18 protein-coding genes and 5 tRNA genes are annotated in these 15,319 nt (G+C 40.9%); 9 read left to right on the top strand and 14 right to left on the bottom strand.

Annotated features, from left to right (window positions below):
- Positions 1-70 precede the first annotated feature (70 nt).
- The 5 genes from QZ147_RS02075 to QZ147_RS02055 form a co-directional block, all read right to left on the bottom strand.
- The gene (locus tag QZ147_RS02075) at positions 71-1,753 is read right to left on the bottom strand and encodes a hypothetical protein (RefSeq protein ID WP_295146544.1); all 1,683 of its coding nucleotides are present in this window, start codon (positions 1,751-1,753) and stop codon (positions 71-73) included.
- Between the two features lie 20 nt (positions 1,754-1,773).
- On the bottom strand, positions 1,774-2,040 hold the full coding sequence (locus QZ147_RS02070) for a hypothetical protein (RefSeq protein ID WP_295146542.1): 267 nt from the start codon (positions 2,038-2,040) through the stop codon (positions 1,774-1,776).
- 281 nt (positions 2,041-2,321) lie between these two features.
- On the bottom strand, positions 2,322-2,603 hold the full coding sequence (locus QZ147_RS02065; RefSeq protein ID WP_295146541.1) for a type II toxin-antitoxin system RelE/ParE family toxin: 282 nt from the start codon (positions 2,601-2,603) through the stop codon (positions 2,322-2,324).
- Positions 2,600-2,845, bottom strand: a complete 246-nt coding sequence (locus QZ147_RS02060) for a hypothetical protein (RefSeq protein ID WP_149718049.1) — start codon at positions 2,843-2,845, stop codon at positions 2,600-2,602. Before QZ147_RS02060 ends, QZ147_RS02065 begins: the two co-directional genes overlap by 4 nt.
- Positions 2,846-3,078: 233 nt before the next feature.
- Positions 3,079-5,274, bottom strand: coding sequence for a tyrosine-type recombinase/integrase (locus QZ147_RS02055; protein WP_366508760.1), 2,196 nt, complete (start codon positions 5,272-5,274; stop codon positions 3,079-3,081).
- Positions 5,275-6,546: 1,272 nt separating this feature from the next.
- On the opposite strand from QZ147_RS02055, the gene QZ147_RS02050 reads away from it, so the two are divergent.
- Complete coding sequence (locus QZ147_RS02050) at positions 6,547-7,071, top strand: chemotaxis protein (RefSeq protein ID WP_295146537.1); 525 nt, start codon at positions 6,547-6,549, stop codon at positions 7,069-7,071.
- 91 nt (positions 7,072-7,162) lie between these two features.
- On the opposite strand, the gene QZ147_RS02045 is transcribed toward QZ147_RS02050, so the two are convergent.
- The 3 genes from QZ147_RS02045 to QZ147_RS02035 all read right to left on the bottom strand — a co-directional run bounded on the left by QZ147_RS02045 (position 7,163) and on the right by QZ147_RS02035 (position 7,967).
- A complete protein-coding gene (locus tag QZ147_RS02045) occupies positions 7,163-7,309 on the bottom strand; it encodes a hypothetical protein (protein ID WP_295146535.1) in 147 nt (48 codons plus the stop codon).
- Positions 7,310-7,459: 150 nt separating this feature from the next.
- Complete coding sequence (locus tag QZ147_RS02040) at positions 7,460-7,639, bottom strand: hypothetical protein (protein WP_295146533.1); 180 nt, start codon at positions 7,637-7,639, stop codon at positions 7,460-7,462.
- 10 nt (positions 7,640-7,649) lie between these two features.
- On the bottom strand, positions 7,650-7,967 hold the full coding sequence (locus QZ147_RS02035) for a hypothetical protein (protein ID WP_295146532.1): 318 nt from the start codon (positions 7,965-7,967) through the stop codon (positions 7,650-7,652).
- Between the two features lie 18 nt (positions 7,968-7,985).
- Here QZ147_RS02035 and QZ147_RS02030 point away from each other — a divergent pair, with 18 nt between their 5' ends.
- The 8 genes from QZ147_RS02030 (at position 7,986) to QZ147_RS01995 (ending at position 12,624) form a co-directional block, all read left to right on the top strand.
- Positions 7,986-8,327: a hypothetical protein gene (locus tag QZ147_RS02030; RefSeq protein ID WP_295146519.1), complete on the top strand. Its 342-nt coding sequence runs from the start codon at positions 7,986-7,988 to the stop codon at positions 8,325-8,327.
- 38 nt (positions 8,328-8,365) lie between these two features.
- The gene (locus QZ147_RS02025) at positions 8,366-8,695 is read left to right on the top strand and encodes a hypothetical protein (protein ID WP_295146518.1); all 330 of its coding nucleotides are present in this window, start codon (positions 8,366-8,368) and stop codon (positions 8,693-8,695) included.
- Positions 8,686-8,826 carry a hypothetical protein gene (locus QZ147_RS02020; protein ID WP_295146517.1) on the top strand — a complete coding sequence of 47 codons (141 nt, stop codon included), beginning with the start codon at positions 8,686-8,688 and terminating at the stop codon, positions 8,824-8,826. The genes QZ147_RS02025 and QZ147_RS02020 overlap by 10 nt, the downstream gene beginning before the upstream one ends.
- 587 nt (positions 8,827-9,413) lie before the next feature.
- On the top strand, positions 9,414-9,896 hold the full coding sequence (locus QZ147_RS02015) for a PepSY domain-containing protein (RefSeq protein ID WP_295146516.1): 483 nt from the start codon (positions 9,414-9,416) through the stop codon (positions 9,894-9,896).
- Positions 9,897-10,082: 186 nt separating this feature from the next.
- Positions 10,083-10,742: a response regulator transcription factor gene (locus tag QZ147_RS02010; RefSeq protein WP_295146514.1), complete on the top strand. Its 660-nt coding sequence runs from the start codon at positions 10,083-10,085 to the stop codon at positions 10,740-10,742.
- Entirely contained in the window at positions 10,726-12,075 is a 1,350-nt protein-coding gene (locus tag QZ147_RS02005) for a HAMP domain-containing sensor histidine kinase (protein WP_295146513.1), read from the top strand. The genes QZ147_RS02010 and QZ147_RS02005 overlap by 17 nt, the downstream gene beginning before the upstream one ends.
- A 137-nt stretch (positions 12,076-12,212) precedes the next feature.
- Complete coding sequence (locus QZ147_RS02000) at positions 12,213-12,347, top strand: hypothetical protein (RefSeq protein WP_295146512.1); 135 nt, start codon at positions 12,213-12,215, stop codon at positions 12,345-12,347.
- 67 nt (positions 12,348-12,414) lie between these two features.
- Positions 12,415-12,624: a hypothetical protein gene (locus tag QZ147_RS01995; protein WP_295146510.1), complete on the top strand. Its 210-nt coding sequence runs from the start codon at positions 12,415-12,417 to the stop codon at positions 12,622-12,624.
- A gap of 285 nt (positions 12,625-12,909) precedes the next feature.
- On the opposite strand, the gene QZ147_RS01990 is transcribed toward QZ147_RS01995, so the two are convergent.
- The 6 genes from QZ147_RS01990 to QZ147_RS01965 all read right to left on the bottom strand — a co-directional run bounded on the left by QZ147_RS01990 (position 12,910) and on the right by QZ147_RS01965 (position 14,979).
- Positions 12,910-12,994, bottom strand: a tRNA-Leu gene (locus tag QZ147_RS01990).
- 14 nt (positions 12,995-13,008) lie between these two features.
- Positions 13,009-13,085, bottom strand: a tRNA-Arg gene (locus QZ147_RS01985).
- 15 nt (positions 13,086-13,100) lie between these two features.
- Positions 13,101-13,177: transfer RNA gene (locus QZ147_RS01980), tRNA-Arg, on the bottom strand.
- 6 nt (positions 13,178-13,183) lie between these two features.
- Positions 13,184-13,260: transfer RNA gene (locus QZ147_RS01975), tRNA-His, on the bottom strand.
- Positions 13,261-13,269: 9 nt separating this feature from the next.
- A tRNA-Pro gene (locus QZ147_RS01970) sits at positions 13,270-13,347 on the bottom strand.
- 303 nt (positions 13,348-13,650) lie between these two features.
- A complete protein-coding gene (locus QZ147_RS01965) occupies positions 13,651-14,979 on the bottom strand; it encodes an MATE family efflux transporter (RefSeq protein ID WP_295146509.1) in 1,329 nt (442 codons plus the stop codon).
- Positions 14,980-15,319: the final 340 nt, after the last annotated feature.

Raw genomic sequence — 15,319 nt, 5'->3', positions numbered from 1 at the left:
AAAGAAGCTTATTAAATATGCTGACTAAAAATTTTGGTAACTTTATATTCGAAATCAAAAACCAATCCAACTAAAAGCCTATCCCTATACTATCTTTGCCGGCTATTTTACTTTTTATCTCATCCTTTATTTCACTTGGTTCGTCATCCAATAGCTTGCTAAAATTCGGTATTAGATTGTTTATTTTTGAGATAAAATTAATAACCTTCATTTTAAAGTTTTCCAATATAGTTAACTTATCCTGTAAATTTCCTATCGTTTCGTCTTTAACTTTTACTTCTCCTTCCAGCTCGGATATTCTTCGATCTTTGCTATTTATAGAAGTTTGCAGTTTAGCTATTTGTAGTTGTTTATTATCGTTATCTTTTTTTAAGGTTTCTTCGTTTATTTTGGATGCTTCTAAATATCCGTTTCTTTGCTTTAAATGTTGATTTGTTTTTTCTTTATATTCTAGGTCTTGATTGACTTTTTCAAGCTCGCTTTTTAGTATGTCGCTTTGACTTGCTTTTTGCTTTAATTCTTCTATTTTTTCTTTATCTGCTTCAAAGCTTTTTATTTGATTTTGCAGTTTAAGGTTTTCGTTATCTTTTTGGATTAGCTCAGCAGAGAGGTCGCTTATTTGCAAATTTCTATCTTTTATAATTTCATCTTGATTATTTAGATTTGCGTTTGCTTCTTTTAATTTTTCGTTTTCTTGGATTAACTCTTCGTTAGATTGTTCTAGTTGATTATTTTTTGCCATTACTTCACCTTTGTTTAAAAGCTGATTGGTTAGTTCCTCGACCGTTTGTTTTAATTCGCTATCAGTAACTATGTTTATATTGTCCTTCATTTGATCTAAAACCAAATTCGTAAGACTCGTTATAAAATCCTTATCGTCCTCGATTTCTAATCTCAAATAATCTTTGCCAAACATAGACTCTTTCTTTTTTATATACTTCCTTGCTCTATCGACTATCGATTGTCTAATTTTGTTTTTAAACTCTTGCTCATTATTAAACTCTTTTTCATCTTTGTGCATTTGTTTTAAATTCTTATGTCTTGCCTTAGTGCCGATCTTGCCCCGCATTGCCATACCTTCAAACGCCGCCCCTCCCATTTCTTGCATACTTCTGCCAAATTTTAACGTCTCGCCTTTGCCGTTAAACCTAAGGTTTTTATGGTTTTCAAACTGATAGTTTGTAAATATTAGTTGATAGTGCTTAGTCTTTTCATCATTGTGTTCGCTAATTAATAGACATTTTACTTTGTATTTAGCACAATAAATATTTGCAAATCTTCTTACTCTATCAAGTGAGACCTGAGCGTTTATAAAATTTACTTCGGTTTGATTTAGTCCTTCTTTGGGGTCTTTTGGACGCTCGGTGCCGAAACTTATGATCACTTCGGAAAACCCGACCATATTTTCTCGCCATCGATTCTTTACCACCTTGCCGTTTTTATATGTTTTTGATTGAACCTCGTAGTCGGCCCTCATTTTTTCGTGATATTCCAGCAAGAGTTTTTTTATGTATTTTTTATCATTAAATTCCTTGTCTCTACTAGGTATCTCTCGCATATTACCGTTATCATTATATTCGCTAAGCACTATGTATCTATTGTTTCGACTGTTGCCTCTAAGATATCCGATCTTAGAGGCGTGCTTAACCTCTCTAACATTGTGCTCGTATCGTACGATAGCCTTCTTTAAGGTTAAAAACTCGCTTCTAACGCAAAGAATCACGTTGTGTCCGTCGATTTGAAGGGCGCTCATTTACTTACACCTTTTCAAAATTAAGAACACGTCTTGATTCGTTTTTGAAAAATATAAGCCGCAATATCAGTGATCGCAAACGCTATACGAGAATTTTTCGCATCGCCCATTTTAATATAGCGAGGAATATCTCTGCCCTGTGATATGCGAAGATCAAGAGTAGATACGCCGATACTAAGAAGTTTTGCCGTTTGTTGCCTATTTAGTACCGCTTGTCCTTTGTATTGACCCGCTATATGCTCAAGAAGTACTTTGTATTCCGTATTCGTATATAGTTCGTTAAGCATCTTGTTTTCTCCTTTTGCTTAGTTCTTACCTATACTAATTATAGGAATTTTTCATTTATTTTTATGTCCTTACATAATTTTTGAGAAATTTTTAATACCTTAGAGTACTTTAGAGTAAGAATTTATTTTTGTGTTTTTTAGAAATGAAGAATGGGGTTAGATTAAGGGCTTCAAAGCTTTATAAATGTAAGATTAAAGAAGTTCTTGGATCTATCCCTATAAGGGGGTGTTAAAATGCAAGATAATAGTACTATATTTGATAATACAAAGTAGCATTAGGATTAACAATAATCCGGCAAATTATGCTTATATATAGACATAATTTTAATGTGACCCGGTTTAATACGAAAAACTATTACGTAGCCTTTAAAAATTAAGTCTCTCGTATCCTCTCGTTTAAGTAGCTTATTCTTACGAAAACTATAAGGCCTGCTTGGAATTTCTAGTATCTTTTCATACAAGGCATCGTTAAATTCGGTCGCTCTGTTAAGGCTATCTTGGGCAATAAAATTTAGTATTCCATCCAGCCCATTACCGAATTTATCCGAAAAGACTATTTTCATAAAGACGCGCCGAGCTTTCGTAAATGCTCTTTAGAGCGCTCTCTCATTTCATCAAAGCTATAATATTTTACCTCGTCTCTATCGTCTGCGTCGGAAATTTCTTGCAAATGCTTCGCATCCGCAAGACTTAGTCCTCCAAGGTCGTCGTCGTAGGTTATTTTAGCTTTTGGATCTAACTGTAAAATAGCCCTTATAGCCTCTATTAGATTGCTATTATCGGTTCGTATGTTAATCGAGGTCATCTTGTCTCCTCAAATTTGATTTAAAGTATTATACCATATCCCCTAAAAAGAAGTCGCCTTGCCGTACGCAAGCGCGTAAACAAAGCAACGAGGGGGGCGAGGGGGCAAAATGCGTATCGTGGCACGTCTTAATTTACCAAACGATTACGTTTGTGCTTGCTATAAGCTTTTAAAAACGCAAAAAATCGCTTCTTACGCAAAGAACCAGGTTGCGTCCTTCTGCTTTAAGGGCATTACTCGTTTTGTTCCCATTCCTCATTAACTTCTGTAAAATTTATCTTTTCGACTAAGTTTTTTAAAATTTTCATATTGACGGGTTCGCCGTAAGTATCCATGGTGATCTTATATTGTTGTTCATGTCCTACCAGGGCTGCGACGTGCTCTATCCTCTCGCCGCCTTGAATTAGCTTGTTTATAAAAGTATGCCTAAGAGAATGAAAGGTTCTTGTTTTATCGTCTTTTATTACCCTTACGTTGATCTTTTTTCTAAAATACTCCGAAAAGTCTTTATTGTCGCAATTAAATAGTCTTACGGGCTTACCGTTTTTAGCGCCCGATTTCTTTTTACTATCTATTAGTTCAAAAAGTCCGATATCTTTTAATTTAGAATGAATAGGTACGTTTCTTATAGAGTTTTTAGTTTTTAAAGTCTTGCTTCTATCGGTATTTACGTCAATCTCCATATTTAAGCTAAAACAAACTACGCCGTCTTTGGTTATTATATCGTCCGTATTTAGCTGGATTATTTCTTTTAGCCTCATTCCCGAATACGCCGCAATATGGGTTACGAAAAACAGTTCGTCTTTATTTACCCTTTGGCTTTTCGTATCGCCGTTTTCCTTGATATCGCCGACGATGGCTAAAAGAGCGTTTACGTCGCTATCGCGGTATGGCTTTTTGTTTATAACGTCATCGGCGGTTAAGGTTATTTGAATATCCGTGGCGGGATTTTTAGCGAAGTAATCGCTGTCGTAGCAATATTTAAAAAATTCGCAGATTCTAACTATATATTTTTTGATAGTGGACTTGGAAATTTTCGGCTTATCCTTTGCTATAGCTATGATCTCGTCTAAGTTCTTATTTTTATAGAGATTGTTTTGAGAGAGTTTCGTCGGTAGCATGAGCAAAGTATTTCTAAATTTGAGCAAATCGTCTCTTTTTATGCTTTTAATATCTAAGTCGCCGCCAAAGTACATAGACATAAGTTTTCCTACGTGATTAACTAGCCCTAGGGTGCTATCGCTCCAGCTACTAGATACGCTAGTGTTAGATACGTAATTATTAAAAGCCGTTTTAAGAGTAATTACGTCCGTCCCGGCTTCATGCTCGTTTACTACGGTAGCCAGGGTTTTACTAGATTTTAGCCGTTCGCTCAGCGCTTTGGCTCTATCTGCGATAATGCCTTGGGATAATTTAATAGCTTGATTTAACGTGATGTCGTTAATATCTTCGGTCTCGTCGGCGTCGGCGAGCTCTGGCGCCGTATCCGAGTCGCCCTCTTTCAGGTCTTTTAAAATTATGCCCCTATCTTCATAATCGCTCGCCTTATATATTTTAACACTACCTCCTAAAGTAGAGTCGCCTAGATTACCGTATCCGAATTTTAAATCTCCGCTTGGTTTATCGTCCCCATCCGGCAGCAATTTATGTCCCAACAACCTAAAGATATCATTTGTCGTCAATGCTCCCTTTTGCCTAGCCAGGGCATTTATCGAGTCGGTTAGTTCCGAAACGCTATTTTTTAATGATTTTTTAGTAAAAGGAAGCACCATGTCGCTATATTTTAAAAGATCTATATCGTCTTGGTAGGTGCTTACATCTATATCTTCGGTAAATTCGGTTATCTTCTTTTTAACGTCGCCATTTAAATTTATATTTTTACGTTTTTTATTAAGCGGCATGAAAGCTTGTTGTTTCTCGTTTGGCAGTTTTTGATTTTTAGACATTTTATAAGATATATGATTTATGTTATCGATAGTAGCTTCCAATAGTTTTTTACCCAGAGCCTTTTTAGCCGAAGTATCGGCGCAAGATAGCTTCTTGCATATCTCGTCGACCTCTTTTGATATCGTGTCCGGTAAGCTGTTTTCCTTAAGTCTTTGTTTTAGATATAAGTTTAGCGACAATAGTCCGTCTATGCTTATATACCTACCCAGTAAATCATGCTCTTTAATGCTTTTAGTTTCCTTGGCCTCCAAAAGCGTAAATACTAAATTCTCTATAAATTCGCTACCCAAATTCATCTTAGCCGCCTTTTTAATCATACTAAAAATTCTAGAGTAAATCTTAGCATGATTCATCGCTAAAGTGAAGCGTTTTGTGCGGATAGAGTTTGTGTACTCGGTTTTATTGCCAAAATACGGCTTTAAATATAGCGGAATGGCTATTCTAAAGTGGTATATGCCGTTTCGTTTTACGAGATATCGCATTATCGTCGTTATACGATAAAAATTGTAGCAAACTGTAGCAGATGTTTAAAGAAATATCGGCCGTATACCGTTTTTTAGGCAATTTGGTGCGAATTTCAATAATCCCTCATAAGCCGGACGCCCTTAGTTCAAGTCTCCCCCGTGACACCAGCTCAAAACCTCTCAAAAATCCCTAAATACGATATTTTATCAAATACGATCGTCAAAAAACGGTTAATTATAAAAGCTTTAAATTTGTCAAATCGTCAAAGTTTTGATAAAAGTTAGGGCACAGTTTGGGGCGCATTTCCGTTTTAATAGTTTTCTAAAAGCGATTAGATATTTATCGCCCCGTTGCCAGCTCCTACACCGTCTCTACTCTATTTCACCTCTAAAATTTCCTTTATCCTCTTTAACGCGTAATTAATTTTAGCCTCTTTAATTTTCGCTTTCTCTAAAATTTCTTTTACGGTGAGTGCGGCCTCGATAAGTTTTTTTCTAGGTCGCTAAATTCTATTTTTAGCTTATTCCTATTTTTTAGGTATATTGGTGATTTGGGAAGCTTTTAATAATAATTCGCCATCCGCAATTTTTTGAGCGGGAATCTCGCTTATATTTTTTTATGGTCGTTTTTAAATCGCCCGTATTTTTAAGCGCGGTTACGATATGGTTTTTTAAAGCCTGGTTATCTCCTAAATAAGGGAGCTTCGATTTTAGCTTATTTGCGAGTCTATTTCTACCCATCGTTTTAAAAGCGCTAAACGGACTAGTTCCTATACCTTGCTGTAATTCCGCGCTTTTTGGCGTCATTCCTCGCATGGTTTCTAAAATCTCGCTCGCATTATTTAAAACGGCGGAATTTTGTTTTAGCTCGTTTAATACGCCAGTTGCGCGTTCGCTTTTAAAATGTAATTTTTCAACATATCAAGCGCGCTTTTAAAGTCCGTAATACCGTCTTTACCGAAACTGTCTATTACGTTCTTAAACAGTCCGCCCTCTAACGTCGCCCTGTCCGCAACGCTTACCAAACTTAAAATAAGGTATAAATTTTTATAACAGTTTATGAGCTGGCATATTTTACGTTATCTAGCGTTTTTATGAGAGTAAATTTCTATATTTATAAATGCCTCTAAATTCCACCGTCGTGAGGCTCTTGTCAGTTTTATTTATGCTTGTATTGCATTTCGAATGCCAGTCCTGAAATATTGTTTAGTTAAATAAATTAAAAATATTCTTAAAAATCAGTCTATTTTAAAAAGTATATAATTACGAAAATATATTTTGGGAGATTTTATGCTTAAATTCGAGATTGTTTATAAATTCTGCCTCATTTGCATGCTGATTTTAGGACTTTGCCTGCTCACATTTTCGGGTGTAAATTTCGTGATTGGAGAATACGACGAATTTTGGATGGGCACGCATAAATTTGCGGGCTTTTCGGTGATTTTAGCCGCGCTTTTGCATGTGATAAATCGCAAGAAAAAGCTCGTTAAGCTCGCAAACGAATTTACGGACGTCGTAACTCGCCGCAAAAATCCTAGCATGTGCAACATGGACCGCATCATCGCCTCGCTCGAGCCATACAGTATAACCGAAATTTCGCAAATGCTGGGCTTTGACGAGGCTATTTTTTGCGAAACTTTACGCAAAAACGGCGTCAAATTTAGCGGTGCAGATCAAACCCTGCGCCAAATCGCCTCTTTAAACGACGAAAAGATATTTTTCGTGCTGGTTCTCATCGTCGAGGCGAAATTCGGCAAGAGATTTTGCGGCGAACTAAAATTTAAAGGCAGCGGAAAATTTAGAAAAACGGCATAAAATCAAACTACCGCACGCCGTAAATGCGGACCGATATTTGCCAAAAGCCGCAAATAAAGCCCTGCGCGCTGCGGCGCTTAAACGCGAAGTCTTAGCAGCTCCTCTCGCCGCCGCAGCTAATCTCTTCTTCGTTGTTGTCTAGTTTAAATTTCGCGTAATTTTCGGCGGTTTCGCGTGCTTTTTTATAGTTAAATTTGCCGAATTTAAACTCGCCTTTTTCGTTAAAATTTAAGCCCATTAAAAATCCCGAAGCTCTTTTACGCTTAAATTTCTAAATCCGCCGTCCGCTTCTTTTTTGACGAGCAGGGTCGCCTTGAAATCCAAAAATACGGGCTTTAGCGCGCCGATTAAATTTACGCGCTCATCAGGCGAAAGAGGTTTAAAATTTTCATCCGCGACCGCCTCTAAAATTTAACCCCAAAAGCTCGGCTACGCTTAAATTTGACCTTTCTAACTCAAATTTGCCTCTGATTTTTCCGTCGCTTCCGCTAAGCCTAAGCCCTATGCCCGCAAGAGCGCCGATAACGCCGCGAGCGCCGTTTAGCTCTTTTAAAAATACGTTTTTCAAGGCGGCCTCCTCAAACGCCTGCTGCGGCTTTAAAAATATCTCTTTTTGCACTCTTGCCGAAATTTATCAGCCCTTGCGCGCTTAGGATATCTTTTCCAAAGACCGCCGCGATGCCGGGTTCGGCGCTGGGCGCGCATTTGTGCTCTAACAAATCAAGCGCGAAATTTATCGCGCTCTGCTTTTGCGACTCGGTAAGCCAGGCTTCAAAGCACATGCAGCTGTTGCGCGAGGCGTAGTTGATGCGGAGATCTAGCAAAAGCTGGTGGCGCGTGACGAAAGAAACGGGTGCGAAAGAGCCGATAAACGCGGCTATCTCTTCGGCAATCAAATACGAGTTTTAAACAGAATGTCGGGTAACAAAGAGCGCATCGTATCGGGCACGGCGAAACTACCGCCACTAATGGCGAAAATTTTTCCGAAAATCCGTACGAACGACAATAAAAGCGGCATGCTAGGTAGCAGCGTCGAGACGCTCATCGCCTCAAAAACGCAGGTCGTTTTCGGACCCGCGGGTATGTTTTTCGACGAAAATAGCAAAACCCAACTAGCAGTCGTCAAGATAGATAAATTCGCGACTATAAAAGAGATGCAGGATAGTTTTATTAAAATCGCCGAAATTTGGGGTAAGAAAAGCGTAGAAAGAGCGCGCGAATTTAAAGCTTATTTTAATAAAACGTCGAATTCGTAAAAGAAAAAACGGCGGAAATAGGGCCGAAAAAACGAGTTTTGGTTTTAAACTATAACTCCGGAAATTTTAATACCGTCAGCTCAAAAGACATAGAGGCCGAGTATATAAGCGTAGCCGGCGGGGTAAATTTAAGCTCCGAGCTTAGCAAAGAGGAGTTTAAGATTTCAAAAGCTATAAACGAGAAACAAGTTATCATTTTTATCCGGACGTCATCGTTACGAACTCTCGCCAAAGCGCCGATGCGATCGCTAAAAACGCGTCGTTTACCAAGCCAAAAGCCGTACGTGGGACAAATTTTCGTCGTGCCCAGCGGCTTTATTCGTGGAGCGTACGAAGCGCCTAAGGCGCGCTATATCCTTTGTGGCTGAGCAAAACGCCGTATCCCGAAAAATTTGCGGAATTAAATTTGCAAGACGAAGCGGAGAGATTTTACCTTAAATTTTACAACTATGAGCTAAGCGATGAGGAGACGAAGGCGATACTAAATCCGAGACTTTAAACGTCTATTTGACTAATCGGGAATTTGACAAGAAAGCGGCGTAGATTGGCTCGCGTAAAACGGCATTTTGGGGACTAGAGTTTAAAACATAACGTATTTGGAGTTGACTCTTTTTTGTTTTTACTAATAGTATGGATATATTGTTAAATACTCAAACCTGCGAATATACCCATGCGGGGGCTGTCCAATCTGTTAAATTTCTATTCGTATTTTTGTCGTTAGTTGTCGCAAATAGCTTCCTGTAACAATAAAATGAATTAGCTTGGCGGACCGTATATTTTTTGATTATGCGTAAGTCAAAGAGTTTAGAGCCAAATGTAGCTAGTAGGCATACCAAAGATAGCGACGCATATGGTAAGAAACATTTAAAAGAAGAAAAACAAATACGCGATAAAAACACCAAAACTTAATATGCCCGATTATTATCAGGCGTAAATTTAGAAAACGGCTAGACCTATTTTAGGTAGCTAGATCAAGTACGTTACGCATTTTTAATAAATTTTTCTTTATTCATTCTAGCTTCATTTAAGACATCTATAATGCGCTCGTCCAAACGAAAATTGGAAATCAAAACAAAAGGATCAGAAATGACAAAGTTACTAGGTACGGCGGTTTTAGCGGCGGTTTTAGGCGCGACGAGCTTGCAGGCTATCACGTCCAAGGAGGCTTTAAATATCGCGGAGAAAAATTTCCCCGGCTCAAAGATTAAGGACATCGAAATAGACGTCAAAAACGGCGTGACGTTTTACAAGGTGGAGTCGTTTAAAGACGGGGCGGAGCAAGAGATCAAAATCGACGCCGCAAGCGGCCGGATTGTAAAACAAGAGATTGAGAGCAAGCAATATATTTTGTCCGGTGAGGCTATAGATTTTTCCAAATTTGCCCTTAGTATCGATGAGGCCGTAGATAAGGTGCTAGCGCTTGAGGCGGGCTGGAGCCTTGACGGAGCCGATCTTGAGAATAAAAACGGCGTTTGGATCTACGAGGTCGAGCTTGAGCGCGGCATAAGCGAGAAAAAGGTAATCATAAACGCGCAAACCGGCAAAATAATCGGCAACTACACGAAGTGATTTTGCGCCCGAAGCTTGGACGAAATTTAACGTAAATGCTGGCGTAAATTTGAATGTAAATTTTAGCAGCGTCGCAAGCAGACGAGCAAAACGAAATCCTAAATTTAGATGAAAACGGTCGGAAAAGCGCGGGCAAGATCCCGGCTAAATTTGATAAAATAGCGGGCAAAATTTAAAAGGGCGGAGATGAAAATTTTAGTCGTCGAAGATGAAATTGACCTAAACAACGTGATCGTAAAGCACCTCAAGAAAAACGGATATAGCGTCGATAGCGCGTTTAACGGCGAGGAGGCTATGGACTTTACCGCCGTGGCGCGCTACGATCTCATCGTGCTTGATATCATGATGCCCGTGATGGATGGGCTTACGTTTTTGCAAAAATCGCGCGCCGCAAAGCTCGCGACGCCCGTGCTGATACTGACGGCAAAGGACGAAGTGGACGACGTCGTAAAGGGGCTCGATGCGGGCGCGGACGATTATTTGGTTAAGCCCTTTGATTTTAAGGAGCTGCTGGCTAGGGCGCGCACGCTCATTCGCCGAAACAGCGGCAGCGCTGCTAATGAAATTTACGCGGGCGAGCTAAAGATCGATCTTTCCAAAAAATCCGTCGAACTGGGCAGACAAAGCATCGAGCTAACGGGCAAAGAGTATGAAATTTTAGAATTTTTGATGCTAAATAAGGGCAGAATTTTAACTCGCGATCAGATCAAGGAGCACGTTTGGGACTTCGACTATACGGGCGGCTCAAATGTAATCGACGTGCTTATAAAAAATATCAGAAAAAAGCTCGGCGAGTGCGAAATAATCCAAACCAAAAGAGGGCTCGGCTATGTTATTAAGGATTAATCGGATATTCGCAAACATCCCCATCACCGCGCGCGTGACGCTTTGGTATTCGTTTTTTATCCTCGCTATTGTAGCCGCTCTTATCGCTATTTCGGCGGTCGCGGCGGATGAAATTTTTGAGGACGTGAGCCAAAAAAAGCTTGCAAAATCGGTCGCTAAAATTGCTAACGATATGGAAGAATTCGAGCCCTACGACGATGGGATATTTTTCATAAAATACAGCGCGAACGGCGAGCTAACGGGCGGTCTGGCGCCTAAAAATTTTGAAACCTCGCTTAAAATGGACGGCGGTGAGGTGCGGCTTTATGAAAACGACAAAAACCGCTTTTACTACTACGACGCCGCGACCGAGGATCAAGGAGTTTGGATCAGAGGCGTGATAAGCGCGGACGGGTTTTTTAAAAAAGAGGGGCTGTTTTTGCTCGCTCTGGCCCTGCTCGTGCCGATCCTCTTTGCTTTTGTACTTTACGGAGGCTACAAGACGATAAAAAACGCGATGAAACCGGTTGCTGCGATGTCCAAAACCGCCCTTGAGATAGGCAAAAGCCGAGACTTTTCAAAGCGAATCGAGCTGCCTGTGGGCAAAGACGAGCTACACGCGCTTGCAGGCGTGTTTAACTCGATGCTAGATTCGCTCGAAAAGGTCTATCAAAACGAAAAACAGCTCACCTCCGACGTCTCCCACGAGCTGCGCACGCCGGTATCCGTCATTATGGCCGAGAGCGACTACGCCGCAAGCTACGCGCAAAATTTGGACGAAGCCAAGGAGTCGCTGGACGTCATCGCCAGGCAGTCAAAAAAGATCGCCTCGCTGATAGATCAAATTTTGGAGCTTTCGAGGCTGGAATCGGGCGGAAATTTAACGCTAAAGCGCGTGAGTTTAAGCTCTATTTTGCAAAATCTTGCGAGGGACTACGAAAAACTAGCCGAGTCCAAAGGGATAAAATTTAGCCACGACATAGCACTAAACGTTGAAATTTTGGGCGACGAGCTGATGATCTCGCGGCTAATCGACAATTTTTTAAGCAACGCTTTAAAATTTACCGCTAGCAAAATCGAGCTGAGTTTGGCTGCGTCTAAAACGCACGCGCTACTATCCGTAAAAGACGACGGCGCTGGCATTTCGCAAAAAGACGGCGAGCTAATCTGGAATAAATTTTACCAAGCCGAGGGCTCAAGAAATAAAAGCTTAAACGCGGGCAGCGGCCTTGGGCTAGCTATCGCGGCAAATATCGCCAAGATCCACGGCGCAAAGCTCGGCGTAAAAAGCGAAGCGGGTGCGGGCAGCGAATTTTGGGCGGAATTTGAGCTATTAAATTTAACGCTAGCCTAATTCTGACGCTACCTATCCGCTTTTGTCTTTATAATTCCTTGCAATCTTAAAGGATAAAAAGCGGAAAGATTTGCGGATAAGCGTCTTTGCTTTCATTAACCATTACTTTTTATAGGGAGAAAAGATGAAATTCGGTATTGGCGTATTTAAAAATACTAATCTATACCGAAATTTTACGCGGCTATAAACAGCTAGGTATAGGCGTAAATTTACCGAGGCTATCTAAAATAACTGTAAATTTAGGTAGGAGTTTGGCTAAATTTAACGAATAAACGGAGACAAAAATGAGTAAAATTATATTCCTAGCCGTTTTAACGATGGCTTTTTAAGCGCGATCGAGTGAGATGTAGCAGTAGAGAGAAGGCCTGCGACGCGGGCGATTTCGAGAGCTGCGACAACTTAGGCCTTGCCTACATCGGCATCAAGACTGAGGGGTGCGACCTGAACAAAAACTACGAAAAGGCATTCGCTGTTAAAAAGGTGTGCGCCTACGGCTGGAGCGACGGCTGCAAGGCGGCGGAAGCGATGGAAAAAGCCGCGAAACTCTAAAATAATTAATGCGTTTGGTTTAAATTTTCCCATAAACCAGATTACGTAATATTCATATATTCAAAATTTTGATTGAAAGGATTTGCGTAGCTTATATGGTCTAGTTGGGCTCATATTTATAAAATTTGAGCTTGGGTACTTACTTTATGATAATCGTATTTTGTTATTGCAGTCTTTCTGTTAAAAGTAGTTAGCAATAATTAAATGTTGGAGTATGTGATTATCAGATAAATTTAAAATAATACCACAAAGGGTTGTTTAACGCCTTTTGTGGGGAGTTTTGAGTGGTGCGGATGAGAGGACTTGAACCTCCATGCCGTGAAGCGCCAGATCCTAAGTCTGGTGTGTCTGCCAATTTCACCACATCCGCATAAATAAAATAAGTGGTACGCCCATCAGGATTCGAACCTGAGGCCTACGGCTTAGAAGGCCGTTGCTCTATCCAGCTGAGCTATGAGCGCATAAAGTATTTTAAGTGGCGCGCCCGATAGGAGTCGAACCCATAACCTACAGATCCGAAGTCTGTCGCTCTATCCAATTGAGCTACGAGCGCCCAAAATGGGGTGAGTGATGGGAATCGAACCCACGACCCTCAGGACCACAATCTGATGCTCTAACCGACTGAGCTACACTCACCATTTAACATGGTCGGGGTGAAAGGATTCGAACCTTCGGCCCTCTGGTCCCAAACCAGATGCGCTAACCAGCCTGCGCTACACCCCGGTCGAGTTGTGAGTTTATGCCACTACCTCATTAAAAAGCGGTATTCTAGCCAAAAAAGTTTCCAAAGTCAATGAATTTTAGATAAAATTTCAAAATTTCATCTAAAATTAGCCTAATATAGGCTCATAAAGCGTATATTAGGCTAATCCTATCCTCCGTGGCTTGTGTTGTCAAAATCGTTAGGCAGCATAAAAAGAGAAACATTCATTGGTGTTTTCAAGCTCGTTTGCCGGTCATTTAAACTCCCGCTAAGATATTTCAAACCGTTTTTAAAGGCAAAATTCCTTTTTAAATTCGCGAATTTTAGCTCGCGAGTTTTACTCGTCGCAACGCATAAAAAGTATAGAGCAAAAAACATATCGCAATGAAATATACGTTACACGTTACTCCTAGCCAAATGTCTGCCACGACGCCTTTTAGCGTAAAAACGATGAACGAAAATATACAAATTTGAAGCACGATCTGGCGGATAAAATTTAAAATGAATACGGCAAGGGGCCGCTTAACGCCTTGCAATACGCCGCCTGAAATATTCATAACTCCGTATCCGAAATAAGTAAACGCGACCGTCAGCAAAAAGCTTTGCGCTATGGCGACGGCCGCTTCGCCGGCTTTAAACGCCGCCGCGACGCGCACGCCTACGAATACGCAAAACGCGCACGCGAAAAGGCAGTAATAAAATACGATTTTTAGCGCGGATTTGTAGCATTCAAGCACGCGGCCGTATTCCCGAGCGCCGAAATTTCGCGCTACGATACTCATCACCGCCGAGGCGATACCGATGGTAGGAAGTCCTACGATCTGCTCAATGCGCAGTGCGATGCCGTATCCGGCGATTGCGTCCGTACCGTAAAAACTTACGAATTTTAACATCACGAGTCCGCCGAGCGACATTGAAAGATGATTTAGGCACGACGGGACCGCTTGTTTTAAAATTCGAGCGTAAATTAGCAAATTAGGCGCAAAAGAGGCCAAATCCGAGAAATTTATCATTTGGGCCTTTTGCACGCGCAGTGCCATAAAGATCGTGCCTAAGAACTGGACTAAGGCCGTGCTAAGCGCGATAAAATCAACGCCTAGATTTAAAATTTTAACGAATGCGAAACAAAGCGCGACATTAATAAAAAGTCCGCAAAATAGCCAATTTCTAAGAGTCTTAGTATCTCCTAAGGCGACTAAAATTCCGTTAAAAGATTTAATTAATAAGAAAAAGGGGGCCGCTAAGAAAATTATACGCGCATAGGCTAGCGCGTCGGGTAAAAATTCGTCGTTAGCGCCTAAAAATTTAAGAAATTTAGGTGCCGCAAGAAAACCCAACGCCCCTAGCGAAGCGGCGAAAATCGCCACGAAAAAAGCGCCCTTTGCGGCATAAATTTTAGCCAGCCGCACGCGACCGCGCCCGAGCGAATTGCCGATTAGCGCCGTTAGGGCGGAACCAAAGCCGCTGCCCATGCCCACGATCGCCATGTAGAGCAAAAAGCTCATCGATAGCCCCGCGACTGCATCGGCACCGATCTGTCCGGCGAAATATACGCCGGTGACGTTATAAAGCACGTCGAAAGTTACCGCTAGCGCGGCCGGCGTCGCGAGGTTTATAATTAATCGGATTATCGGGTCGCTAGTTAGATTCATGGGCTAAATTAGAAATAAAATTTTAGGTATTTTAGCGTAAGATTTTGCAATTTATCGCTTAAAATTTTGCGTTATTTGCGCAGTGGATGCGTACGTCTTGCCTGCCGTATCTAGTTTGCGGTTTTAAGGGGGGCGCTTTTCTAGCAAACACCCCCTTATAATTTTTAAAATTTATTCTTCCTCACGTCCGCTACTATCGTCTTAGCCATATCGTCTATCTCGGCCGTTACGTCGTTAGTCGTATTTACGATAGAGATGTTTTGATGAGTGATCGTATCTATCTGCGCGACTGATTGATTTATCATATTTATACCGTCTGATTGCTCTTTGATGCTCTCGC

It is taken from the genome of uncultured Campylobacter sp., from assembly GCF_905371695.1.
Lineage (GTDB): Bacteria > Campylobacterota > Campylobacteria > Campylobacterales > Campylobacteraceae > Campylobacter_A.
Note: the sequence above shows the minus strand (reverse complement) of the source record. Positions and strands in the feature narration are given on the sequence as shown.